Raw genomic sequence first — 22220 nt, 5'->3', positions numbered from 1 at the left:
GGGTAATAGGACCAACCGGAGTACCGTTGATAGGGCGAAACTACGAAAGACCAATCCACTCGCCACTTGAAATCCTGCTCGCACTTTATAAGTCGAAAGCGATCAAAGGTCAACCCAATCCCGACAAGCTTGGGGGGCTTTTCTACTGTGTTACGCGTAAATGGCGGGCATAACGCTTACAAACCTTGCAATTTAGCCGTTTTTTTTGTAGTGACCGATCCATTTTGGTGCCATTTGAAAGTTGCAACCGTTAAACTACGCGCCGCGTGGCCGGTTGCACCGAGTGCTACATCGGCCTCCACAGAACGCGTGGCAGCCAACCTGTCCTGCACGGAGTATTCTGCAAGACCGCGCTGACCATGCCTTTTGAGATAGAGGAAGGAGAAGTCGTGAAAAGTTCTATTCAACGGAACGTTGGGCCGTTTGCTTTGATGCTGACGGGCCTGGGTTCCATCATCGGCTCGGGCTGGCTCTTCGGCGCATGGAAGGCGGCCAAAATCGCGGGTCCCGCCGCGGTCTGCGCGTGGGTGATCGGCGCGGTCGTGATTCTCGCGATTGCTCTGACATATGCCGAACTCGGCGCGATGTTCCCCGAGTCGGGCGGCATGGTGCGCTATGCGCGCTACTCGCACGGCGCGCTCGTCGGCTTCATCAGCGCGTGGGCGAACTGGATCGCGATCGTGTCGGTGATTCCGATCGAAGCGGAAGCGTCGATCCAGTACATGAGCACCTGGCCCTATGAATGGGCGCATGAGCTGTTCGTCAACGGCTCGCTAACCACAAACGGCCTATTGCTTTCGGCCGTGCTCGTGGTGATCTACTTCATGCTGAACTACTGGGGCGTCAAGGTGTTCGCCCGCGCCAACACGGCCATCACCGTGTTCAAGTTCATCATCCCGGGCGCGACGATCCTCGGCCTGCTGCTGACGGGTTTTCATTCCGAGAACTTCGGCCAGGCAGGCACGTTCGCGCCGTACGGCTGGTCGGCGGTGTTTACCGCGGTGGCGACGAGCGGCATCGTGTTCAGCTTCAACGGCTTCCAGAGCCCGATCAACTTGGCCGGTGAAGCGCGCAATCCGGCCAAGAGCGTACCGTTCGCGGTGATCGGCTCGATCCTGCTCGCGCTCGTGATCTACGTGCTGCTGCAAATCGCGTACATCGGCGCGGTGAGCCCGAGCGACGTCGCGAAGGGCTGGAGCCACTTCAACTTCAAGTCGCCGTTCGCGGAACTCGCGCTCGCGCTGAACCTGAACTGGCTCGCGATCCTGCTCTACATCGACGCGTTCGTGAGCCCGAGCGGCACCGGCACGACCTACATGGCGACGACCACGCGCATGATCTACGCGATGGAGCGCAACAACACGATGCCGAAGATGTTCGGCAACGTGCACCCGTTCTACGGCGTGCCGCGCAACGCGATGTGGTTCAACCTGATCGTCTCGTTCATCTTCCTGTTCTTCTTCCGCGGCTGGAGTTCGCTTGCGGCGGTGATCTCGGTCGCGACGGTGATTTCGTACCTGACCGGCCCGATCAGCCTGATGTCGTTGCGCCGCGCGGCGACCGATGTCGAGCGTCCGCTGAAGGTGGCGGGCATGAAGTTCATTGCGCCGTTCGCTTTCGTCTGCGCTTCGATGGTGCTGTACTGGGCGAAGTGGCCGCTGACCGGCGAAATCATTCTGCTGATGATCGTCGCGCTGCCGGTGTACTTCTACTTCCAGGCGAAGTCGGGTTTCGGCGGCTGGGGGCGTGACCTCAAGGCTGCGTGGTGGCTCGTGGCCTACCTGCCGTCGATGGCGATCCTGTCGCTGATCGGCAGCCATCAGTTCGGCGGCATGGGCGTGCTGCCCTACGGCTGGGACATGCTGATCGTGGCGGTCGTGGCGTTGATCTTCTACTTCTGGGGCATCAACACCGGCTATCGCACCGAGTATCTCAACGAGCGTGAGTCGCACGACGAGATTCTTGAGGGGATCGGCGCGTAAAACCGCCTCGCCTAAGCCACAAAAGCTTCAACTTGAACAGCCCGCCTGAGCGATCAGGCGGGCTGTTTTGTTTTTGTTTGACCCCTCTCAAACCGGAGGTGCCGAGCATCTTTCCCTAGTTAAGTGAGCTCTTAATGCGGACGCCCATCCCGAAATGTCAGGGCAGAGGGCTAGCTGCGTGGCGCTTACAGGCGCCGCCGATTGGCTTGCCGCTACGCCAACTTACTTTTTGGGGAAGCTGAATGAACAGGGTCTATCGAGTGGTGTGGAACGTCGCGACGGCTTCGTGGAGCGCCGTGGCGGAAACAGCAAAGGGGCGCACGAAAGGAACGCGGCGCGTGGCGACTGTGAGCGCGGTGGCCGCTGCGGTGTTGGCGGTGTCAATGGGCACAGCGTTTGCCGCCGATGCGTGCAAGACGTCAGATGGCCGGAACGGTACGCTCGATGAGCAAGGCATCTGCCAGGTGGCGCAGCAGCAGCCGAAAATAGGAGCGTCGCCTAGCGTGTCGGCTACGCTCGACGATACGTATTTCAAAGTTAACAGTACCGGAGCCGCAGCGAGCGCGACTGGAAGCAATGCGGTGGCGATTGGGCCGGGTGCCGCTGCGTCGAATGACAACGCCATTGCCATTGGCAACGGTGCAATCGCGTCAGGGTCGACATCCTCCGTCGCCATTGGCCTTAATGCTCAGGCCACAACTTTTCACACTGTTGCTATTGGTGAAAATGCGAAGGCAAATGGGCAACAAAGCATCGCGATAGGTAATGGCGCCGCCGTATCGGCGCCGCTATATGGTGTTGCGATTGGAACAGGGGCATCGACGACGACGAACTTTTCCACCGCGCTTGGTTCTCGTGCGCTGGCAACCGGGCAGTTCTCAACCGCCGTTGGTGGTGATGCGGCTGCCGCTGGTAGCAACTCCAGTGCTTTTGGCGCGGATTCGAAAGTAACGAGCGATGCGTCGTTGGCAGCCGCAATTGGCAACAAGAGCGTGGCTGATCGCTCGAATACGATTTCGGTCGGCAGTTCAAGTCTCAAGCGCCAAATCGTCAACGTCGGCGCCGGCACACAGGCCAACGACGCGGTCAACGTTAGCCAACTCTCGCCCGTCGTGTCGGCGCTGGGCGGCGGAGCGTCGATCGATGCGGCCACCGGCGCAGTTACGGGTCCGACCTACAACCTCACCAATGGCGGCACGCAAACAACAGTCGGCGGCGCGCTGACCGGGCTCGACAACGCCATCACGCAGATTTCGAACGGCTCGATTGGCCTCGTGAAGCAGGATGCAACGACTGGCAACATCACGGTGGCGATGGGGCTTGCTGGCAGCCTGGTGGACTTCACGGGGTCGGCGGGTCCGCGCGTCCTGAAAGGCGTCGCGAACGGCGTGGATGACAGCGATGCCGTGACGCTTGCGCAATTGAAGTCAGCGACTGCCGGTATGACGGAGAACGCACTGGTCTACGACGACGCTACGCTGGCATCCGCGACCTTGGGTGGAAGTAATGGCACGGTATTGAAGAACGTTGCGGCGGGTCTGGTAGCTGCTGGGAGCATGGAAGCGGTGAACGGCGGCCAGCTTTACGCGATGCAGCAAGACTTCGCGAACCGCTTCGACAAGATGCAAGGCCAGATCGATTCGATTGTCGACGGTGGCGGTGGAAGCGGCGGTGGCGGTGACGACGGAAGCCATTGGGGAACTGTGACCGGTAATAACGGCACGGCAATTGGCCAGGGTTCGACCGTCTCCGGTGACAATAGTGTTGCCATCGGCCAAGGCGCTACCGCGACGGGCAACAATTCCGTGGCGATCGGCAATGGCTCGGTTGCGGATCGGGACAACACGGTTTCAGTAGGCGCGCCTGGCCAGGAGCGTCAGATTACGAATGTCGCGGCCGGTACCGCGCCGACGGATGCTGTCAATGTTCAGCAGATGAGAGATACGGTGAGAAGTGCGCGCCAGGATGCGATGGGTGGTGTTGCGGCTGCGATGGCAGTGGCCGGATTGCCGCAATCGACGCTGCCCGGCCGTACCTTCGTCGCAGTTGCCGGTAGCACTTACGGCGGCGAAGAGGGTACGGCGGTTGGCGTTTCCTACATGACGCGCGACGGCAAATGGACGTTCAAGGCGAGTGCCAATACGAGCACGCGTGGCGAGGTTGGCGTCGTTGTCGGTGGCGGGGTGTATTGGTAAGCGCATAGGGCTTGCATGACTGCCGCGCGCTGGAGGGTGCGTAAAGTCGTGCGGGAGAGCGGAGAGGGACGCCTGGGTTGATCCAGGCGTCCCTTTTTGGTTTGGATCTGCACAGGCGCGAATTCGCCGGGCGGGTCGAACAGCTAGCGGATAGCGATTCCGGAAGCCCCCGCTATGCGTCGACGCCGCCGAACACGTAGTTCGTCATCGCCAGCGAGCGCTGGTAGGTGCCGAGCGATTGGATCTCGAGCGTGTAGTCGTCGTCGGCTGCCCCCAGCGCCGAGAACACCGGCAGCAAGTGCTCGTCGGTCGGGTGCATCAGCACCGCGTGCGGCGCCTGACGGCGATAGTCGAGCAACGCATCGATATCGCGCGCCGCAAGTCGCGCCTCAAACCAATCGGTGAACTCGTCGACGCGCGGGTCGGCATCTTCGGGGCGCGCGGAGAAGTCGGCCGCGCGCAGGTTGTGCGTGATCTGTCCCGAGCCGATCACCATCACGCCGCTATCGCGCAAAGGACGCAATGCGCGTCCGATCCTGTAATGGTGAGCGGCATCCATCCGCGGCTGGATCGACAACTGCGCGATCGGAATATCCGCATGCGGGAACATCAGCAGCATCGGCACCCAGGCGCCATGGTCGAGGCCGTGCGTCTCGGTGCCGGCCGCGATCCCTGCCTGCGCGAGCAGCGCCACCGCTTGCTGCGCCACCTCGGGCGCTCCCGGCGCCGGATACTGGATCTCGTATAGCGCGCGCGGAAAACCGTAGAAATCGTGGATCGTCTCGGGCCGCTCGGCCGTGCTGGCGACCGGCGCTAAAGTCCCCCAATGCGCTGACAGCATCAGGATCGCGCGCGGACGCGGCAGATGCTGGCCAAGCGACGCGAATTCAGCGGACGGCATCGACGGATCGATCGGCAGCGTCGGTGCGCCGTGGGACAGGTAGACAGAAGGAAGGCGGGACATCGCGGCAGGATCGCGTCGAGCGCGATCGGGGAAGTGAAGTTGCTACGACTATAGACGCGCGATTCCGTTTGATAAACGGGGCAAAACGGAATTGATTGTGTCGTGCGCGTTGCGAATCAACCGTCGACGCCGCGCATCCCCTGCCACACGGGCGCATGCGGTGTGCCGATCGCGAACATATCGAGCACCCGCGCGACCGTGTGATCGACCATCTCGTCGATCGAAGCGGGATTGTTGTAGAACGCAGGCAGCGGCGGAAAAATCACGCCGCCCATTTCAGTCACGGCCGTCATGTTGCGCAGATGCGCGAGATTCAGCGGCGTTTCGCGCACCATCAGCACGAGGCGGCGGCGCTCCTTGAGCGTGACGTCGGCGGCGCGCGTGATGAGGTTGTCGGAGAGGCCGTGCGCGATGCTCGCGAGCGTCTTCATCGAGCATGGCGCGACGATCATGCCGTCGGTCGCGAACGACCCCGACGCGATGCTCGCCCCCACGTCGCGCACCGAATGCACGACATCGGCGAGCGGATGGATATCGTCTTTGGAGAGCTGGAGCTCGTGCTGGATGTTGAGCCAGCCAGCGCTGGAGATCAGCAAGTGAGTCTCGACGCCGCCCGTGCGCCGCAGCGTCTGGAGCAGGCGCACGCCATAGATGGCGCCGGTGGCGCCGGTAATCGCGATGATCAGCCGGCGCGGCGGCATGCTGGGTGTTTCCATCGAACTTGCCGCTGGCCGGTAACGTGAAGCGAGGCGGACAGCTTTACGCCGCCGCGAACAGCTGCTGCAGTTCGCCCGACTGGTACATCTCCATCATGATGTCCGAGCCGCCGACGAATTCGCCCTTCACGTAGAGCTGCGGAATGGTCGGCCAATTGGAGAATTCCTTGATGCCCTGGCGGATCTCGTCGTCTTCGAGGACGTTCACGGTCTTGAACTGATCGACGCCGCACGCCTTCAGGATCTGCACCGCACGGCCCGAAAAGCCGCACATCGGGAATTGGGCGTTGCCTTTCATGAAGAGCACGACGGCGTTGTCGTCGACGATTTGCTTGATGCGTTGTTGCGTTTCCATGAGGGGCCTTGCGTTCTGTAGGGTAGGGATAGATCGAAATGATAGCGGAATTCGACCGGCCGGGCTGAGCGTGGCGCGGGCCTCAGCGGGGGCCTGCGGCGCCGGCTCGTGCGATTGGGCCGCTCATTTCGCCGTTCGTCCAGATGCCCCCGCTGATGCGTTCGATGGCGGCGAGATCGGCGCGCGACTGGACGTCTTCGAAGCCTTGCGCCGCGAGCAAAGCGCGCACGTCGGCGGCTTGATCGTAGCCGTGTTCGATCCACAACTGGCCGCGCGACACGAGGCGCTCGCCCGCGCCGGCCACGATGATGCGGATCGCCGATAAGCCGTCGGCTTCGTCGGTGAGCGCGCCGCGCGGTTCGAAGCGCAGGTCGCCCTCGGTCAGATGCGGATCGCCGTGCCGGATATAGGGCGGATTGCTGACGATCGCGTCGAACGAGAGCGCGGGATCGAGCGCCGTGTACCAGTCGCTTTGCAGGAGCTGGAGCGCGCCGCCGGGACGCTTGGCGTCGAGCAGCTTGGCGGCGTTGCGCGCGGCGACGGTCAGCGCCTCGGTGGAACGGTCGAGCGCCCAAACACGCGCGTCGGGCCGCGCCGACGCAATCGCCACCGCGATCGCGCCGGTACCCGTGCCGAGATCGAGCACACGGGGCGCCGTGATGCCGTCGATCGCGGCAAGCGCCGTTTCGACCAGCAGCTCGGTCTCCGGACGCGGAATCAGCACGTGCGGCGTCACGTCGAATTCGAGGCCGAAGAACTCGCGCGCGCCGACGATCTGCGCGATCGGCTCACCAGCCACGCGGCGCGCTTCGAGCGCTCGATACTGCGCGCACGCGGCTTCGGCGAGCGGCTCGTCGCCGCGCGTGATCAGCTCCGTGCGACGCCAACCCAGCGCGTGCGTCAGCAGAATCCGCGCTTCGAGTGTGGGCAGCGTCGATGCGCGCAGCAGCGAGGCAGCGGTTTTCGGCGTGCGTTCAGCGTCGGCGGTGGCGTTCATCGGCAAGCGCCTCGTTTCGGAAGACGTCGCACTAACTTAGTCCGCGTCGCCCAGCGAAGCCAGCAGCTCCGCCTGATGCTCGCTGACGAGCGCGGCGATCAGATCGTCGAGATCGCCGTCCATGATCGCTTCGAGCTTGTACAGCGTCAGATTGATGCGGTGATCGGTGAGCCGCCCTTGCGGGAAGTTGTAGGTGCGAATCCGCTCGGACCGGTCGCCCGAGCCGATCAGGCTCTTGCGCGTCGCGGCTTCCTTCGCGTGCTGCTCGTGGGATTGCTTGTCCTTGATGCGCGCGGCGAGCACCTTCAGTGCGCGATCCTTGTTCTTGTGCTGCGAACGGTCGTCCTGGCATTCGACGACGATCCCGGTAGGCAAATGCGTGACGCGCACCGCCGAGTCCGTCTTGTTGATGTGCTGACCGCCCGCGCCCGACGCGCGGAACGTATCGATGCGCAGGTCGGCCGGATTGATCTCGACTTCGCCGATTTCGTCGGCTTCCGGCATCACCGCGACCGTGCACGCCGACGTATGGATGCGGCCCTGCGTCTCGGTCGCCGGCACGCGCTGCACGCGGTGGCCGCCCGATTCGAACTTGAGCCGCGAATACGCGGCCTGGCCCGCGATCCGCACGATCACTTCCTTGTAGCCGCCGAGGTCCGACGCGCTCTCCGACATCATTTCGACCTGCCAGCGCTGCCGCTCGGCAAAGCGCAAGTACATGCGCAGCAGATCGCCCGCGAACAGCGCCGACTCGTCGCCGCCCGTGCCCGCGCGGATTTCGAGGTAGATGTTGCGGTCGTCGTTCGGGTCTTTCGGCAGCAGCATCGTACGCAGCTCGCCTTCGAGCTGGGTCATCCGTTCGCGTGCGCCACGGACTTCCTCTTCGGCGAAATCGCGCATCGACGCGTCGGCGAGCAGTTCCTGCGCGGTCGCCGAATCGGTGAGCGCCTGCCGCCAGCGCGCGTAATGCTCGACCACCGGCCCGATTTCGGCGTGCTCGCGCGTGAGCTTGCGGTACTGGTCGAGGTTCGATGTGACGTCTTCGCGGCTTAGCAGGTCATTGAGTTCGGCCAGCCGGTTGGTGAGCTGGTCGAGCTTGAGTTGCATGCTCGTTTTCATGGTGTGGAGCGGGGCTCCCGGGTAGGCTGAAAATCTGGGGTCGGTGGAGCGGAGCAGCCGCGGCGGGGAATGGGTCGATCAGTCTGCCTGCGGGCTCCCGAAGCGGAGCAAGGATGCGAGGCAGCGCCGCTAACGGTCTGAAGAATTCGAATGTTTGTAGAACCCGCCCAACAGTTCGATGAGCGTATCGCGGTTTTCGCTGCTGGCGCGATTGAGCGCGTGCGTCGGGCCGTGGATGAGCTTGTTGGTCAGCGATTGCGACATCGCTTCGAGCACCACCGCCGGATCGTCGCCGCGCGAGAGCATTTTGAGCGCCCGCTCGACTTCCGCTTGGCGCAGCAAGTCCGCTTGCGTGTGCATGTGGCGGATCACCGGCACGATGCTGCGCGCATCGAGCCACTGCATGAAATTGGCGACGCGCGACTCGATGATCGTTTCGGCTTGCGCGACGGCCGCCTGCCGAGACGCGTTGCCTTCGCGCACGATCGCACCGAGATCGTCGACGGTATAGAGGAACACGTCTTCGAGCTTCGCGACTTCGGGCTCGATATCGCGCGGCACGGCCAGGTCGACCATGAAAATCGGACGGTGGCGGCGCGCCTTCACCGCGCGCTCGACGGCGCCCAGGCCGATGATTGGCAGCGTCGACGCCGTGCAGGACACGATGATGTCGAACTCGTGCATCCGCGCGGGCAAATCGGAGAGCGGGATCGAGCGGCCGTTGAAGCGCTCGGCGAGCTTCGCGCCGCGCTCGGCGGTGCGGTTCGCGATGACCAGCTCACGCGGTTGCTGAGCAGCGAAGTGCGTCGCGCACAGCTCGATCATTTCGCCGGCGCCGATGAAGAGCACGCGCTGGTTCGCGATCTTGTCGAAGATCCGCTGCGCGAGCCGCACGGCCGCGGCCGCCATCGACACCGACTGCGCGCCGATCTCAGTGGTGCCGCGCACTTCCTTGGCCACCGAGAACGTGCGCTGGAATAGCTGATTCAGATACGTGCCGAGCGCGCCCGCTTCGGAAGCCGTGCGCACCGCGTCCTTCAATTGTCCGAGGATTTGCGTTTCGCCGAGCACCATCGAGTCGAGCCCCGACGCGACGCGAAACGCATGCCGCACCGCTTCCGATTGCGGCAGCGCGTAGACGTGCGGCGCGAGTTCGGCGACCGAAATGCCGTGGTACTTCGACAGCCATTCGATCGCGGCTTCGCGCACGCTGCGGTCGTCGGTCGCGCAGTAGAGCTCGGTGCGGTTGCAGGTGGAGAGGATCGCGGCTTCGGGCGCGTTCGGCGCCGAGCGGCCAAGCCAGAGGTCTTTGAAGGTCGCGAGAGCGGGTTGGATCTGGTCGAGCGGAAACGCCACGCGTTCGCGCAGAGCGACTGGCGCTGTGTGGTGGTTGATTCCGATCGTCAGAAGTTGCATGTGCGGGGCTGCAATGGACCCTGGCCGTGGATGCGGCAAGGCTATGATTCAGCCCGATATTATAGCGTTTCTATGCTGCTTTCATTCTCGTCGCGATCGGCGCCTTGAGGGCCCTTGGTGCCTTTGGGCACTTTGGTCTTGTCGGCCGGGGGATCGGCAAAGAGCCGGTCGAGCTGATATCCAAAGCCGTACAGCGGGTTCAGGCTGTAGCCGCGTTCCGGATAGAGCTGCAGCTTGCTTCGCACGCGCGAGGCGTGGGTGTCGAGTGTGCGCGACTTCAGATCGCGCCGCGTCGCCCAAACCGTCTCCAGAATGTGTGCGCGCGCAACCGGGCGCCCGAGGTTCGCGAACAGCAAGAGCGCAAAGCGGCATTCCTTCGGGGTCAAGGTGACGACCTGGTCGTCGAAACGTGCTAGACCGCGCGCGGCGTCGAACGCATACTCGCCGAACCGTCCGCGCGACGCGCTTGGCGGGCGGCGCACCCCGGCGCGGCGCAGGAGCGCGTCGACGCGCGCGAGCAGCTCGGGGCCGCGTACCGGCTTGGCGATGCAATCGTCGGCGCCCGCGTGAAGGCTGGCGACGATCTCGCTTTCGCGCGGCGCGTGAATCATGACCATGGCCGGCAGGCCGGGCAGGATCGCGCGGGCGGCCGGGATCACGTCCTCGGACGGTAAATCGCCCGCCCACTGGTCAGAAATGAGAAGATCGCAGGTTTGCGTGGCGATCCACGCGAAGAAGTCGTTGCTGTTGGTGAAGGGCTGACAAGTATGGCCGCCGGCGAAGAGCAGACGGTCCATCACTTCAGCGTGGCGAGAATCCGGTTCGATAAGGGCGATTCGCATGGATGGGCGTCAGCGCTGTCCTGCTCGGTTGCTTAACATTCTTCCGACCCCTAAACTCGACCGCTGCACGGAACAATGCCGTGCTGATCTTTTGATTAAATGAGATAAGAATGCTATTAAGGCGTCCGGGCGGTGCCTATGGGATTAGTCTGAAAATAAGGCGAGGGCGCCGCTAATGGGTTCGCCTGGAATCGTGGTGCTCGGGGCCGTCGTCGGTTGGCTCGGCTGGTGGCTTCATCCGCTGCGCCGCGCCCGTCCTTGGATTGCCGTGCTGATCGGGGTCGCGGCAGCCAGCGCCGCCAAGATGGCCGGCAGTGTGACGGGCCTTTTCTATGACGGCGACACGCTCGAATGGCCGGTTTGCACGGCCATCGCACTTCTCGCCGTTGCCGTGACGGTCGGCTTGGTCTCCCGTCGATGAACGCTTGCAGGCTACACAATGAATATCCGACTTCCTGAATCCGCTGCCCTCGGCGAAACCATTCCCGAGCGGCTGGCGCGGCTGCGCGGCGCGATGGCGCGCGCGGGGCTCGCCGCCTATATCGTTCCGACCGACGATCCGCATCTCTCCGAATATCCGCCTGAGCGTTGGCAAGGCCGTCAATGGCTATCGGGCTTCGATGGCTCGGCGGGCCTTCTCGCAGTCACCACCGATTTCGCCGGCCTCTGGACCGATAGCCGCTACTGGGTTCAAGCCGAGGCTCAATTGGCGGGCAGCGGCGTGCAGTTGATGAAGCTCGTGGCCGGCCAGCCGATGCACGTCTATGTCGATTGGCTGGCGCAGAACCTGCCGGCTGGGGCGACGGTAGGCGTCAACGGCGCGGTGCTCGGTGTGGCGGCGGCGCGCGTGCTGACCGACAAGCTTTCGGCGCGCGGCATCACCGTGCGCACCGATGCCGATTTGCTCGACGAGATCTGGCCGGGCCGTCCGGCGTTGCCTGAGGTGGCGGTCTACGAGCACGTCGCGCCGCACGCCGGCGACACGCGCGCCGAGAAGCTCGCGCATGTGCGCCGCGCGATGCGGGAAAACGGCGCGCAATGGCATTTCGTCTCGACGCTCGACGACCTCGCGTGGCTCATGAATCTGCGCGGTGCCGACGTGACCTACAACCCGGTGTTCGTCGCGCATGCTCTGATCGGGCTCGATGGGGCGTCGCTCTTCATCGGCGACGGCAAGGTGCCGCAGGAAACGGTGGAAGCGCTCGCCCGCGACGGCGTGCGCGTCGAGTCGTATCAGAAAGCCTCCAGCGCGCTCGCTGCATTGCCGGCTGGCTCGACGTTGCTGATCGATCCGCGCCGCATCACGTACGGCCTGCTGCAGACGGTGCCGGCGTCCGTGAAAGTCGTCGAGGCGGTCAATCCGTCGACGTTCGCCAAGTCGCGTAAGACGGCGAGCGAAGCCGAAAACGTGCGTGCGACGATGGAACAGGACGGCGCCGCGCTCGCCGAGTTTTTCGCGTGGTTCGAAAGCGCGCTCGCCAAGGGCGAGACGATCACCGAGCTCACCATCGATGAGCGCCTGACAGCGGCGCGCGCGCGCCGGCCGGGCTTCGTATCGCTGAGCTTTTCGACGATCGCGGGCTTCAACGCAAACGGCGCGATGCCTCACTACAAGGCGACCGCCGCGTCGCATTCGACGATCGAAGGCAACGGCCTGTTGCTGATCGACTCCGGCGGCCAGTACCTGAGCGGCACGACGGACATCACGCGGGTCGTGCCGGTCGGCACGGTGTCGGCGGAGCAAAAGCGCGACTTCACGGTCGTGCTCAAGGCGATGATGGCGCTCTCCCGCGCGCATTTCCCGCGCGGCATCCGCTCGCCGATGCTCGACGCGATCGCGCGTGCGCCGATCTGGGAAGCCGGCTTGGAATATGGCCACGGCACTGGTCATGGCGTCGGCTATTTCCTGAATGTCCACGAAGGCCCGCAGGTGATCTCGCACTTCGCGCCGGCCGAGCCGCACACGGCGATGGAAGAGGGGATGATCACGTCCGTCGAGCCGGGTGTTTACCGGCCGGGCAAGTGGGGCGTGCGGATCGAAAACCTCGTGCTCAATTGTGCCGCGCAAGAGACCGCGTTCGGTTCGTTCCTCAAGTTCGAGACGCTGACGCTGTGTCCGATCGACACGCGCTGCATCGAGCTGTCGATGTTGCGCGAGGACGAGCGTGCGTGGCTCAACGCGTATCACGAGACGGTGTGGACGCGCGTGTCGCCGCACGTGTCGGGCGACGCGAAGGCGTGGCTCGAAACGCGTACCCAGCCCATTTGATCGAAGCGCTAAACGGAACAACGCAGTATTTACAAAAGGAATCGCGATATGGCCGGCGCCGGAGTGATTGTCATCGACATGCAGCAAGCCCTGCTCGCCGGCGCCACGCCGGCCTACCGCGTGATGGCGGTGGTGGACGGGATCAACCGTCTGACCGCCGCGGCCCGCAAAGCGAAAGCGCCGGTCTGGTTCGTGCAGCATGCCGACGACGATGAACTCGCGCCGAACAGCGCGGGCTGGCAGCTCCACCCGGAGTTGGAGCTCGAAGACACGGACCGGGTCGTGGGCAAGCGCTACGGCGATTCGTTTCACGAGACGCTGCTGCAGTCGCAACTCGAGCGCAACGGTATCGATCGCGTCGTGCTGTGCGGTTACGCGAGCGAGTTTTGCGTCAATACCGCCGCGCGCCGTGCGTCATTGCTCGGTTACCGGACGACGGTGGTCTCAGATCTGCACACCACGCAGGATCAGCCGCATCTCACCGCGCAACAGATCGTTGCGCACCAGAACTACGTCTGGGAGCACAGCTCGCTCGCCGGCAACCCGATCTCGGTGCGCACGCTCGCCAACGTGCTGAGAGCGGAGTTCGCATGACCATCAAAGCGGTCGTTTTCGATTTCGGCGGGGTGCTGATCGACTGGAGCCCCGAGTATGTCTATCGCCAGCTGATTCCCGACGAAGCCGAGCGCCGTTGGTTCCTCACGCACGTCTGTGCGATGGATTGGGTCGTGCGGCAGGACGGCGGCCAGCCGATCGCGGAGGGCACTGCGGAACTGGTCGCGAAGTTTCCCGAGCATGAAGCGCTTATCCGCGCGTTCTATGAGCGCTGGCAGGAGATGATCGGCGGCGTGCTGGAGGAGGGCGCCGCGACGGTCGAGAAGCTCGACGCGGCCGGCGTGCCGCTCTTCGGGCTGACGAACTGGTCGGCGGAGACGTTCCCTTACGCCTGGGAGAACTTTCCGATTCTGCGGCGCTTCAAGGACATTGTCGTCTCGGGCCGCGTGAAACTGGTCAAGCCGGACCCAGCCATCTTCCACGAGATGGCGAGCCGCATCGAGCCGCATTTGCCCGGCATCGAGCCGCACGAAATCGTCTTCATCGACGACAACCGCAAGAACGCCGATGCCGCGACGGCGCTTGGCTGGCACGGCGTGCATCACACGAGCGCGGCGGTGACCGAAGCGCGCTTGCGCGAGCTGGGCCTGCCGGTCTGAGGGTTGACGCAGCTTAACGTCTAACGGGGCGCGGGCTTGCCGCGCCGGCTGCTCACTGCCCGATCAGGTTGCGTAACGCGCCGCTCAATCCCTTCACAGTTTCCCCGACACCCTTCGCCACGCCCTTGACGCTCACGCCGAGTGCGTCGGCAAAGCCGGAGCTGAGCTTCGTCGCGAAGCTCTCGTTGAGCGAGAACTTCGGATCGCGCAGATTGCCGTCGAGTTCGAAGTGCAGCGTGATCTTGTCGCCGTGCGCTTTTAGTGCGGCGACGGCGGCTTGGGTCGGCAGCGACAGAAAGGTATCGAGCGGATCGCTGCTCTCGGCGAGTTGCAGGTGATTGAGCGTCACCACACCCGGCGCGTGCAATTGCTCGTTGCGGACCGTCGCGTTGACGGTCATATCGAGCGTGCCGCCGGCTACGGGCGTCTTAGCGCTGATCTTCGTCAGCAAGTAGGGATCGAGCGTGACAATGTCGACGCTGCGCAATTCCGTGTTTGTCTGCGAGTCCTTGCTCGCGATCTTGATCCAGCCCGAAAACGATACCGTCCCCGTGTGCTGCGGCCCTTTGATTTCACCTTTCACGGCTACCTGCGTCGGATCGGTGAGGGCGGGCAGATGCAAATGATCGACCGTCGCGTGCGCATTCTCGACTGCGATCTTGTAGGCCGGGTGCCGCACGGTTTCGTCGTAGAACTCGAAGGTCCCGTGCGTGAATTCGACGTGGTCGATGAGCTTGTCTTGTCCCCCGAAGGCGTTGGCTTCGGTTCCGCTCGCGGGCGCGGCGTTGAGCGATTGCCGCAGATTCGGCACGACTTGCAGTCCGCCGCTTGCGGTGCGCAGGACGGTCAGCGTGAAACCGTCGATAACGACGCTTCGCACATGGATGCGTTTCTTGAGCAAATCGGACAGGTCCGGCTCGATCGTGATCCGGTCGGCGCGCAGCGTATCGCCGGCGGGCCAGCTCTTCGGCGCGTGCAGATGGACGTTGGTAAGCCGGACTCCCGAGAGACCGATATCGATACGCTCGGCGCTCCCGAGCGGCCCGAGCGCGCCGGCTATGCGCGCTTTCAGTTCGCGTTCGAGCGTGTAGACCCCGGCAATCGCCGCGACAACGAGCGCGACGATCAGGCCGACGACCACCCACGCCACCCGCACGCCTTTCGATGCCATCCGTCGCTCCTGTCGTTGTCGCCCACCGCCATTGGACAAACGCCCCGCGCACTGTCGAGTGAGCGGGGCGTTTGTTTTGCCGCAAGCCGTGTGCCCTGATCGGGCGATCGTTCGTCTTAGCGGGTAACCGGCTTGTAGCGCACGCGCTTCGGCTTGGCGGCTTCTTCGCCGAGGCGCTTCACCTTGTCCGCTTCGTACTCGTGGTAGTTGCCGTCGAAGAACACGGCTTGCGAATCGCCCTCGAACGCGAGGATGTGGGTCGCAATGCGGTCGAGGAACCAGCGATCGTGCGAGATCACCATCACCGAGCCCGCGAATTCGAGCAGCGCGTCTTCGAGCGCGCGCAGCGTTTCGACGTCGAGGTCGTTCGACGGTTCGTCGAGCAGCAGCACGTTGCCGCCCGCGATCAGCGTCTTCGCCAAGTGCAGCCGCCCGCGCTCACCGCCCGACAGCGTGCCGACGTTCTTCTGCTGGTCGCCGCCCTTGAAGTTGAAGCGGCCAATATACGCGCGCGACGGCGTTTCGTACTTGCCGACCGTCAGCACGTCGGCGCCGCCGGAAATCTCTTCGAACACCGTTTTCGAACCGTCGAGCGCGTCGCGGCTCTGGTCGACGTAGGCGAGCTTGACGGTCGGGCCTTGCACGATCTCACCCGAATCCGGCTGCTCCTTGCCGGTCAGCATACGGAACAGCGTCGATTTGCCCGCGCCGTTCGCCCCGATGATGCCGACGATCGCGCCCGCCGGAATCTTGAAGCTCAGGTCGTCGATCAGGAGCCGGTCGCCATAGGCCTTGCTGACGTTCTTGAACTCGATGACTTCGTTGCCGAGGCGCTCGCCCACCGGAATGAAGATTTCCGACGTTTCGTTGCGCTTCTGGTATTCCTGGCTGTTGAGCTCCTCGAAGCGCGCGATACGTGCCTTCGATTTCGCCTGGCGGCCCTTCGGATTCTGGCGCACCCACTCCAGCTCCTTCTTGATCGCCTTTTGGCGCGCCGATTCGGACGCTTCTTCCTGCTTCAGTCGCTCTTCCTTCTGGTCGAGCCAGCTGCTGTAGTTGCCCTTCCACGGAATGCCGTGGCCGCGGTCGAGTTCGAGAATCCACTCGGCGGCGTTATCCAGGAAGTAGCGATCGTGGGTGACCGCGACGACCGTGCCCGGGAAGCGCACGAGGAACTGCTCGAGCCAATCGACGGATTCGGCGTCGAGGTGGTTGGTCGGTTCGTCGAGCAGCAGCATGTCGGGCTTTTCGAGCAGCAGCTTGCAGAGCGCGACGCGGCGCTTTTCGCCGCCCGACAGGTTCTCGATCGTCGCGTCCCAGGGCGGCAGGCGCAGCGCGTCGGCGGCGATTTCCAACTGCTGCTCGGGGCTGCCGCCGTCGCTCGCGGCGAGGATCGCTTCGTATTTCGCCTGTTCGGCAGCGAGGGCATCGAAGTCGGCGTCGGGTTCGGCGTAGGCCGCGTAGATCTCCTCGAGCTTCTTGCCAGCCTGGAACAGATCGCCGAGGCCTTCTTCGACCGCTTCGCGCACCGTCTTCGACGGGTCGAGCTTCGGCTCCTGCGGCAGATAGCCGATGTTCAGGTTCGGCATCGGCGTGGCTTCGCCTTCGATTTCCGTGTCGACGCCGGCCATGATTTTGATGAGCGTCGATTTGCCCGAGCCGTTCAGGCCGAGCACGCCGATTTTCGCGCCGGGGAAGAACGAGAGCGAGATGTCTTTTAGGATCTGGCGCTTCGGCGGCACGATCTTGCCGACGCGGTTCATGGTGAAGACGTATTGGGCCATGGGCTTGAAGTCGGATGTTGAGGCCGCGTTGCGCTCGATATGGCGCGCGCGGCGATGGGTGAAATGGGATTCGAGCGGTGCGCCGGCGCGGCGCTTCAATGCGCCGTCGCGCCGGGGGTTCGAGCGCGTAAGCGTCCGCTATTGTACTTCGCGTCGACGAGGGCGCCGCGTCAGAGCCACGCGGCGACGCCGCCGTGCCCCGAGCATGTGCCGCGGCGGTGCCGGCTGAAGCTATAAGTGCCGTCGCGGCAGCGAGCGGTCGCGCCTTCCGGCACGCGCCCCGATTTCGAATGCGCGGGCGAATGGACCGTTTCGCCCGAGCTGTTCTGGTAGGTGTTGTGGTTGTCGAGATCGAACTCGTTCGGAGCTGTCGAAGATGACGAATACGCGAACGCCGGGGCGGCGGCGGTGAGCAGCAGGCAGGCGGCAAGCGCGGCGAACGCCGGCTTGACGATGCGCGCGATGGCCGGATGGCAGAGTTGGCGGGCAGGGTGGCTGTGTGGCATGGTCATGGTCTCGGGAATGTCGTTTTACTGCGCGGACAATGGGCACAACGCCCGGCATAATAGCGCGGTCATGAGTGACGGATTATTTCGATTAGAAAAGCTAAGTAATTCGGAAAGTGTTAGCAAGGGAGGGAGTGTGCTGCGTTTGATTCGTTTTGGTTTGAGCGTGCCGCTATGCGCGGTTTTTCTGGGAGCGTGTGCTTCTTCGCCGCCTGCGTCGCAAGTTTCGTCGCTGCCGCTCATCGTGGCTCACCGTGGCGGCACCGCTGACGCGCCCGAGAACACGATCGAGGCGATTCGCCAGGCGGTCGCTCATCACGCGGACGTCATATGGCTCACCGTGCAGTTGAGCAAGGACGGCGTGCCCGTTCTATACCGTCCGGTTGACCTGTCGGCACTAACGGATGCGTCAGGACCGGTGGCGGGCAAGACGGCGGCTGAGCTGGCACGTGTGAATGCGGGGTGGATGTTCAAGCAACCCGGCGCGACTGGCGAAGGTGAGTATCCGTATCGCCGCGATCCCGTCGGCATTCCCACCTTGCGCGATGCGTTACGCGCCATTCCCGTCGACTTGCCCGTGATCCTGGATATGAAAGCACTGCCCGCCGAGCCGCAGGCGCAGGCCGTTGCAAAGGTGTTGAGTGACGAGGGGGCATGGCCGCGCGTCGTGATCTATTCGACGGAAGCGGCGTACCAAAGCGCGTTCGCAGCTTATCCGCAGGCACGTCTGTTCGAGTCGCGCGATGCGACGCGCTTGCGATTGCTGCGGGTGCTGCTCAACGAAGGTTGCATGGACGCGCCGGCCAAGCCGACGTGGACCGGCTTCGAATTGCATCGAAAACTCACAGTCACCGAGAAATTCACTCTTGGAGAAGGGCGCTCGGAAGTGAACGCCACGATGTGGACGCCCGAGGCAGTCGCGTGCTTTCGGAGACAGTCCGACAAGGTCCACGTCGTCGCCATCGCTGTGAACAACGCCGACGACTACCAAACCTCGGCATGCCTGGGCATCGACGCGGTATTGGCTGACTCGCCGCGCGAGATGTCGGCGATTCGCTCGAAGATTGCGCTGCCGCTGCAATGCCCGGTGCGACGAGATACCGCGACTGCGCAAAATTGATAGTCGCCAGACAACGCGGAACGCAGATGCGACAAAGCCCGCTGACGCGGGCTTTGCTGTGCTTTGACTTGTGGACGCCCGGCCGAGCGTCCGCAAACGAGGCAGACCTTACACGTTGAACAGGAAGTTCATCACGTCCCCGTCGTGCACGACGTATTCCTTCCCTTCGGCGCGCATCTTCCCGGCTTCCTTCGCGCCTTGCTCACCCTTGTAGGTCACATAGTCGTCGAAAGAGATGGTTTGCGCGCGGATGAAGCCGCGCTCGAAATCGGTGTGGATCACGCCGGCGGCTTGCGGCGCGGTATCGCCGATATGGATCGTCCACGCGCGCACTTCCTTCACGCCCGCGGTGAAATACGTCTGCAGCCCGAGCAGCTTGAAACCGGCGCGGATCACGCGGTTCAGGCCAGGTTCTTCCATGCCCATGTCGGCGAGGAACACTTCCTTGTCTTCGTCCGCCAGATCGGCGATCTCGGCCTCGATCGCCGCGCACACGGCGACGACCGGCGCCTTCTCGGTTTCCGCGTACTTGCGCACCGCGTCCAAATGCGGGTTGTTCTCGAACCCGTCTTCCTTCACGTTCGCGACATACATCGTCGGCTTCGCGGTGATCAGGCAGAACGGCTTGAGCAGCGCCTCTTCCTCGTCGGACAGATCGAGCGAGCGCACCGACTTCGCCTGATCCAGCTGCGCGCGCACCTTTTCCAGCACGGCCGCGAGCTTGACCGCTTCCTTGTCGTTGCCCGACTTCGCGGCCTTCGAGTAGCGCGCGAGCGCCTTTTCGACGGTGCTGAGGTCGGCGAGCGCCAGTTCGGTGTTGATGACTTCGATGTCCTGTAGCGGATCGACCTTGCCCGCGACGTGAATCACGTTCTCGTCCTCGAAGCAGCGCACGACGTGCGTGATCGCGTCGGTCTCGCGGATGTTCGCGAGGAACTGGTTGCCGAGCCCTTCGCCCTTGCTCGCGCCGGCTACGAGGCCGGCGATGTCGACGAACTCGACGACCGCCGGCACGACGCGCTCGGGCTTGACGATCTCGGAGAGTGCGCTCAAGCGGTGATCGGGCACTTCGACCACGCCGACGTTCGGCTCGATCGTGCAGAACGGATAGTTTTCGGCGGCGATGCCCGCCTTGGTCAGTGCGTTGAACAGGGTGGACTTGCCGACATTAGGCAAGCCGACGATGCCGCATTTGAGGCTCATGGAATCCTTCGAACGGGTGAAACGGCGCTAGGGCCGGGCGCTCTTCGGCGCAGCCGGCAGGACGGCTCGACCGCAGCGCGGAAAAAAGGGACGGCGCGCGGGGCGCGGCCGGCAAAAGCGCTATTGTACCGCTGGTCCCGCCACGGGCTGTGCGCTTTGGCATCGGGTGTGCAGCGTCGCCGTATGTTGCCCGCCGTAGGCAGTTCGCGGGTGAAGGGGCCAGATACGAGGCCAGGCCCGCCCCGAATGTGCCCGCTCCACTTTTGATATAGCGCACCGGCGCGGTCCGCCGGACAAGCGGTGCAATAGGGCGCGGCTATAATGCCCGGCATGAGTGCTTCCCATCAAAGCTTCCACGTGGCCGTCGTCGGCGGCGGGCTGGTCGGCAAGACCACCGCGCTCGCGCTGACGCAGGCCGGTCTGCGCGTCGCGCTGCTCGCTCAGCCCACGGTGCCGCGTCCGGCCGATGCCGTCTTCGATGCGCGCATTTACGCGCTGTCCTCCAGTTCGCAGACTTTGCTCGAACGCCTGCGCGTCTGGCAGGCGCTCGATCACAGCCGGCTTGCGCCCGTCTACGACATGCGCGTCTGGGGCGATGCCCACGCCGAACTCCATTTCTCCGCGTTCCAAGCTTCGGTGGCGCAGCTCGCGTGGATCGTCGAATCGTCGCTGATCGAGCAATCGCTCGACGCCGCGTTGCGCTTCCAGCCGAACCTGACCTGGATCGACGCGCGCGCCCAAGGGCTCGACGTCAAGACCGATGCGGCGGTGCTCGGTCTGGCGAACGGGCAGGTCATCGAGGCTGATCTGGTCGTCGGCGCGGACGGCGCCCATTCGTGGGTCCGTGCTCAGATCGGCTCCAAAGTCGAGCGGCGCGACTACCGGCAGACGGGCGTCGTCGCGAACTTCAAGGCCGCCAAGCCGCACGGCGAAACCGCCTATCAGTGGTTCAAGGACGGCGAAATCATCGCGTTGCTGCCGCTGCCTGACGGCCACGTGTCGCTCGTCTGGTCGGCGCGCACCGAGCACGCGAAGGAACTGATCGCGCTCGATCCCGCGCAACTGGCGGCCGCCGTCGAAAAGGTCACCCAAGGCCAGCTCGGCGCGCTCGAATGCGTGACGCCCGCACAGGGCTTCCCGCTCGCGCTGCAAACGGTCGATCGGCTGGTCGCGCCGCGCGTCGCGCTGGTCGGCGACGCCGCGCATCTGATCCACCCGCTCGCCGGCCAGGGGATGAACCTCGGCCTGCGTGACGCGGCCGCGCTCGTCGACATCATCGCGAAAAAGGAGCCGTTCCGCGATCTGGGCGACCCGGTGCTGCTGCGCCGCTACGAGCGCGCCCGCCGCGAGGATATCGGCGCGCTGATGATCGCCACCGACGGCCTGCAGCGCCTGTTTTCCCTACCTGGAACGGTCGCACGCGCGGTGCGCAACACGGGAATGGCGCTGGTTGGTGCGCAGCCGCTCATTAAGCGCTGGCTCGTTTCCGCCGCCTTGGGCTAATAATTAGACAACGACGGGGGCCTCGACTCGACGGCCCGCCACGAACACACACGCTCGCCACGCGAGCGCGTTTCACCAAAGGATGCAAGACATGAAGAAAATCGTTCGGATCGCGGTGACGGCGCTGGCCGTCGCGGCAGCCACCCTGGGCTGCACCGCCCAGGCCGACCAGACCACCGACAAGCTGAAATCGACGCTGCAATCGCGGCTCGGCGGTGATGTCGAGATCAAGAGCATCGCGAAATCGCCGATCGCGGGCCTGTACGAAGTCAACCTCGGCACGCAGATGCTCTATAGCGACGCAAACGGCGACTACGTGCTGCTCGGCGACCTCGTCGACACGAAGACCCGCACCAACCTGACCGAAGCGCGCCTTGCCGAGACCAACAAGATCGATTTCGCGAGCCTGCCGCTCGCGAACGCGGTCAAGGTCGTGAAGGGCAACGGCAGCCGCAAGATCGCGGTGTTCTCCGATCCGAACTGTCCGTACTGCAAGCAGCTCGAGACGACGCTGAAGTCGATCGATAACGTCACCGTCTATACGTTCCTGTACCCGGTGCTGTCGCCGGATTCGCTCGTGAAGTCGAAATCGATCTGGTGCTCGGCCGACCGCGCGAAGACCTGGGAATCGTGGATGCTCGACCATAAGGCGCCGAGCGGCCCCGCCAACTGCGACACCACTGCGCTCGACAAGAACCTCGCGCTCGGCCGCGGCATGAACGTGACCGGCACGCCGACCGTATTCCTCGCGGACGGCCGCCGGCTGCCGGGAGCCGTCTCCGCCGACCAGCTCGACAAGGCGCTATCCGCCGTGCGCTGATGCGGCGAACCGTTTAACAAGAGGCGCAATGGCGCCTCTTGTCG

The 22220-nt window shown here is 64.1% G+C and carries 20 protein-coding genes; 9 read left to right on the top strand and 11 right to left on the bottom strand.

Annotated features, from left to right (window positions below; genetic code table 11):
- Positions 1–389: 389 nt before the first annotated feature.
- Together AAHK20_RS25410 and AAHK20_RS25405 are read left to right on the top strand one after the other, a co-directional pair.
- Positions 390–1982 carry an APC family permease gene (locus AAHK20_RS25410; RefSeq protein ID WP_449184266.1) on the top strand — a complete coding sequence of 531 codons (1593 nt, stop codon included), beginning with the start codon at positions 390–392 and terminating at the stop codon, positions 1980–1982.
- A gap of 242 nt (positions 1983–2224) precedes the next feature.
- Positions 2225–4177, top strand: a complete 1953-nt coding sequence (locus tag AAHK20_RS25405; RefSeq protein WP_449184265.1) for an ESPR-type extended signal peptide-containing protein — start codon at positions 2225–2227, stop codon at positions 4175–4177.
- 172 nt (positions 4178–4349) lie between these two features.
- Here the strand turns inward: AAHK20_RS25405 and AAHK20_RS25400 are convergent, their stop codons facing one another.
- The 7 genes from AAHK20_RS25400 to AAHK20_RS25370 form a co-directional block, all read right to left on the bottom strand.
- The gene (locus tag AAHK20_RS25400; protein ID WP_449184264.1) at positions 4350–5141 is read right to left on the bottom strand and encodes a DODA-type extradiol aromatic ring-opening family dioxygenase; all 792 of its coding nucleotides are present in this window, start codon (positions 5139–5141) and stop codon (positions 4350–4352) included.
- Positions 5142–5257: 116 nt separating this feature from the next.
- Positions 5258–5857 (bottom strand): UbiX family flavin prenyltransferase, encoded by a 600-nt coding sequence (locus tag AAHK20_RS25395; protein WP_449184263.1) that lies wholly within the window; start codon positions 5855–5857, stop codon positions 5258–5260.
- 43 nt (positions 5858–5900) lie between these two features.
- On the bottom strand, positions 5901–6212 hold the full coding sequence (gene grxD / locus AAHK20_RS25390) for a Grx4 family monothiol glutaredoxin (protein WP_449184262.1): 312 nt from the start codon (positions 6210–6212) through the stop codon (positions 5901–5903).
- Between the two features lie 82 nt (positions 6213–6294).
- Positions 6295–7209 carry a peptide chain release factor N(5)-glutamine methyltransferase gene (gene prmC, locus AAHK20_RS25385; protein ID WP_449184261.1) on the bottom strand — a complete coding sequence of 305 codons (915 nt, stop codon included), beginning with the start codon at positions 7207–7209 and terminating at the stop codon, positions 6295–6297.
- Positions 7210–7245: 36 nt separating this feature from the next.
- Entirely contained in the window at positions 7246–8328 is a 1083-nt protein-coding gene (gene prfA, locus AAHK20_RS25380) for a peptide chain release factor 1 (protein ID WP_449184260.1), read from the bottom strand.
- A 129-nt stretch (positions 8329–8457) separates the two neighbouring features.
- The gene (gene hemA, locus AAHK20_RS25375; RefSeq protein WP_449184259.1) at positions 8458–9744 is read right to left on the bottom strand and encodes a glutamyl-tRNA reductase; all 1287 of its coding nucleotides are present in this window, start codon (positions 9742–9744) and stop codon (positions 8458–8460) included.
- Positions 9745–9803: 59 nt separating this feature from the next.
- Positions 9804–10586, bottom strand: a complete 783-nt coding sequence (locus AAHK20_RS25370) for a response regulator transcription factor (protein WP_449184258.1) — start codon at positions 10584–10586, stop codon at positions 9804–9806.
- A gap of 175 nt (positions 10587–10761) precedes the next feature.
- On the opposite strand from AAHK20_RS25370, the gene AAHK20_RS25365 reads away from it, so the two are divergent.
- From AAHK20_RS25365 to AAHK20_RS25350, 4 genes are read left to right on the top strand one after another with little or no spacing between them, the layout of a single operon-like run.
- Positions 10762–11007, top strand: a complete 246-nt coding sequence (locus AAHK20_RS25365) for a hypothetical protein (protein ID WP_449184257.1) — start codon at positions 10762–10764, stop codon at positions 11005–11007.
- 18 nt (positions 11008–11025) lie between these two features.
- A complete protein-coding gene (locus tag AAHK20_RS25360) occupies positions 11026–12855 on the top strand; it encodes an aminopeptidase P family protein (protein ID WP_449184256.1) in 1830 nt (609 codons plus the stop codon).
- A gap of 48 nt (positions 12856–12903) precedes the next feature.
- A complete protein-coding gene (locus tag AAHK20_RS25355) occupies positions 12904–13449 on the top strand; it encodes a cysteine hydrolase family protein (protein WP_449184255.1) in 546 nt (181 codons plus the stop codon).
- On the top strand, positions 13446–14069 hold the full coding sequence (locus tag AAHK20_RS25350) for an HAD family hydrolase (protein ID WP_449184254.1): 624 nt from the start codon (positions 13446–13448) through the stop codon (positions 14067–14069). Before AAHK20_RS25355 ends, AAHK20_RS25350 begins: the two co-directional genes overlap by 4 nt.
- Positions 14070–14121: 52 nt before the next feature.
- Here the strand turns inward: AAHK20_RS25350 and AAHK20_RS25345 are convergent, their stop codons facing one another.
- The 3 genes from AAHK20_RS25345 to AAHK20_RS25335 all read right to left on the bottom strand — a co-directional run bounded on the left by AAHK20_RS25345 (position 14122) and on the right by AAHK20_RS25335 (position 17536).
- A complete protein-coding gene (locus AAHK20_RS25345) occupies positions 14122–15240 on the bottom strand; it encodes a DUF748 domain-containing protein (RefSeq protein ID WP_449184253.1) in 1119 nt (372 codons plus the stop codon).
- A gap of 116 nt (positions 15241–15356) precedes the next feature.
- The gene (gene ettA, locus AAHK20_RS25340) at positions 15357–17024 is read right to left on the bottom strand and encodes an energy-dependent translational throttle protein EttA (RefSeq protein ID WP_449184373.1); all 1668 of its coding nucleotides are present in this window, start codon (positions 17022–17024) and stop codon (positions 15357–15359) included.
- Positions 17025–17194: 170 nt separating this feature from the next.
- Positions 17195–17536 carry a DUF3761 domain-containing protein gene (locus AAHK20_RS25335; protein WP_449184252.1) on the bottom strand — a complete coding sequence of 114 codons (342 nt, stop codon included), beginning with the start codon at positions 17534–17536 and terminating at the stop codon, positions 17195–17197.
- On the opposite strand from AAHK20_RS25335, the gene AAHK20_RS25330 reads away from it, so the two are divergent.
- The gene (locus AAHK20_RS25330; RefSeq protein WP_449184251.1) at positions 17487–18650 is read left to right on the top strand and encodes a glycerophosphodiester phosphodiesterase family protein; all 1164 of its coding nucleotides are present in this window, start codon (positions 17487–17489) and stop codon (positions 18648–18650) included. The two genes, AAHK20_RS25335 and AAHK20_RS25330, sit on opposite strands and share 50 nt — an antisense overlap.
- A 108-nt stretch (positions 18651–18758) precedes the next feature.
- Here the strand turns inward: AAHK20_RS25330 and ychF are convergent, their stop codons facing one another.
- Positions 18759–19853 carry a redox-regulated ATPase YchF gene (ychF, locus tag AAHK20_RS25325; RefSeq protein ID WP_449184250.1) on the bottom strand — a complete coding sequence of 365 codons (1095 nt, stop codon included), beginning with the start codon at positions 19851–19853 and terminating at the stop codon, positions 18759–18761.
- Positions 19854–20183: 330 nt separating this feature from the next.
- On the opposite strand from ychF, the gene AAHK20_RS25320 reads away from it, so the two are divergent.
- A complete protein-coding gene (locus tag AAHK20_RS25320; RefSeq protein ID WP_449184249.1) occupies positions 20184–21356 on the top strand; it encodes a UbiH/UbiF family hydroxylase in 1173 nt (390 codons plus the stop codon).
- Positions 21357–21447: 91 nt separating this feature from the next.
- Positions 21448–22176 carry a DsbC family protein gene (locus AAHK20_RS25315; RefSeq protein ID WP_449184248.1) on the top strand — a complete coding sequence of 243 codons (729 nt, stop codon included), beginning with the start codon at positions 21448–21450 and terminating at the stop codon, positions 22174–22176.
- Positions 22177–22220 lie beyond the last annotated feature (44 nt).

The sequence above is a fragment of the Trinickia camelliae genome, from assembly GCF_053525655.1.
The sequence above is the reverse complement of the archived record's forward strand: the minus strand, read 5'-3'. Positions and strand labels throughout refer to the sequence as shown.

Bases quoted from the DNA above. Each gene is read 5' to 3' on its own strand.
- AAHK20_RS25405 (WP_449184265.1), top strand. From the start codon at position 2,225: ATGAACAGGGTCTATCGAGTGGTGTGGAACGTCGCGACGGCTTCGTGG.
- AAHK20_RS25400 (WP_449184264.1), bottom strand. From the start codon at position 5,141: ATGTCCCGCCTTCCTTCTGTCTACCTGTCCCACGGCGCACCGACGCTG.
- AAHK20_RS25395 (WP_449184263.1), bottom strand. From the start codon at position 5,857: ATGGAAACACCCAGCATGCCGCCGCGCCGGCTGATCATCGCGATTACC.
- grxD (WP_449184262.1), bottom strand. From the start codon at position 6,212: ATGGAAACGCAACAACGCATCAAGCAAATCGTCGACGACAACGCCGTC.
- prmC (WP_449184261.1), bottom strand. From the start codon at position 7,209: ATGAACGCCACCGCCGACGCTGAACGCACGCCGAAAACCGCTGCCTCG.
- prfA (WP_449184260.1), bottom strand. From the start codon at position 8,328: ATGAAAACGAGCATGCAACTCAAGCTCGACCAGCTCACCAACCGGCTG.
- hemA (WP_449184259.1), bottom strand. From the start codon at position 9,744: ATGCAACTTCTGACGATCGGAATCAACCACCACACAGCGCCAGTCGCT.
- AAHK20_RS25370 (WP_449184258.1), bottom strand. From the start codon at position 10,586: ATGCGAATCGCCCTTATCGAACCGGATTCTCGCCACGCTGAAGTGATG.
- AAHK20_RS25365 (WP_449184257.1), top strand. From the start codon at position 10,762: ATGGGTTCGCCTGGAATCGTGGTGCTCGGGGCCGTCGTCGGTTGGCTC.
- AAHK20_RS25360 (WP_449184256.1), top strand. From the start codon at position 11,026: ATGAATATCCGACTTCCTGAATCCGCTGCCCTCGGCGAAACCATTCCC.
- AAHK20_RS25355 (WP_449184255.1), top strand. From the start codon at position 12,904: ATGGCCGGCGCCGGAGTGATTGTCATCGACATGCAGCAAGCCCTGCTC.
- AAHK20_RS25350 (WP_449184254.1), top strand. From the start codon at position 13,446: ATGACCATCAAAGCGGTCGTTTTCGATTTCGGCGGGGTGCTGATCGAC.
- AAHK20_RS25345 (WP_449184253.1), bottom strand. From the start codon at position 15,240: ATGGCATCGAAAGGCGTGCGGGTGGCGTGGGTGGTCGTCGGCCTGATC.
- ettA (WP_449184373.1), bottom strand. From the start codon at position 17,024: ATGGCCCAATACGTCTTCACCATGAACCGCGTCGGCAAGATCGTGCCG.
- AAHK20_RS25330 (WP_449184251.1), top strand. From the start codon at position 17,487: ATGGCCGGATGGCAGAGTTGGCGGGCAGGGTGGCTGTGTGGCATGGTC.
- AAHK20_RS25335 (WP_449184252.1), bottom strand. From the start codon at position 17,536: ATGACCATGCCACACAGCCACCCTGCCCGCCAACTCTGCCATCCGGCC.
- ychF (WP_449184250.1), bottom strand. From the start codon at position 19,853: ATGAGCCTCAAATGCGGCATCGTCGGCTTGCCTAATGTCGGCAAGTCC.
- AAHK20_RS25320 (WP_449184249.1), top strand. From the start codon at position 20,184: ATGAGTGCTTCCCATCAAAGCTTCCACGTGGCCGTCGTCGGCGGCGGG.
- AAHK20_RS25315 (WP_449184248.1), top strand. From the start codon at position 21,448: ATGAAGAAAATCGTTCGGATCGCGGTGACGGCGCTGGCCGTCGCGGCA.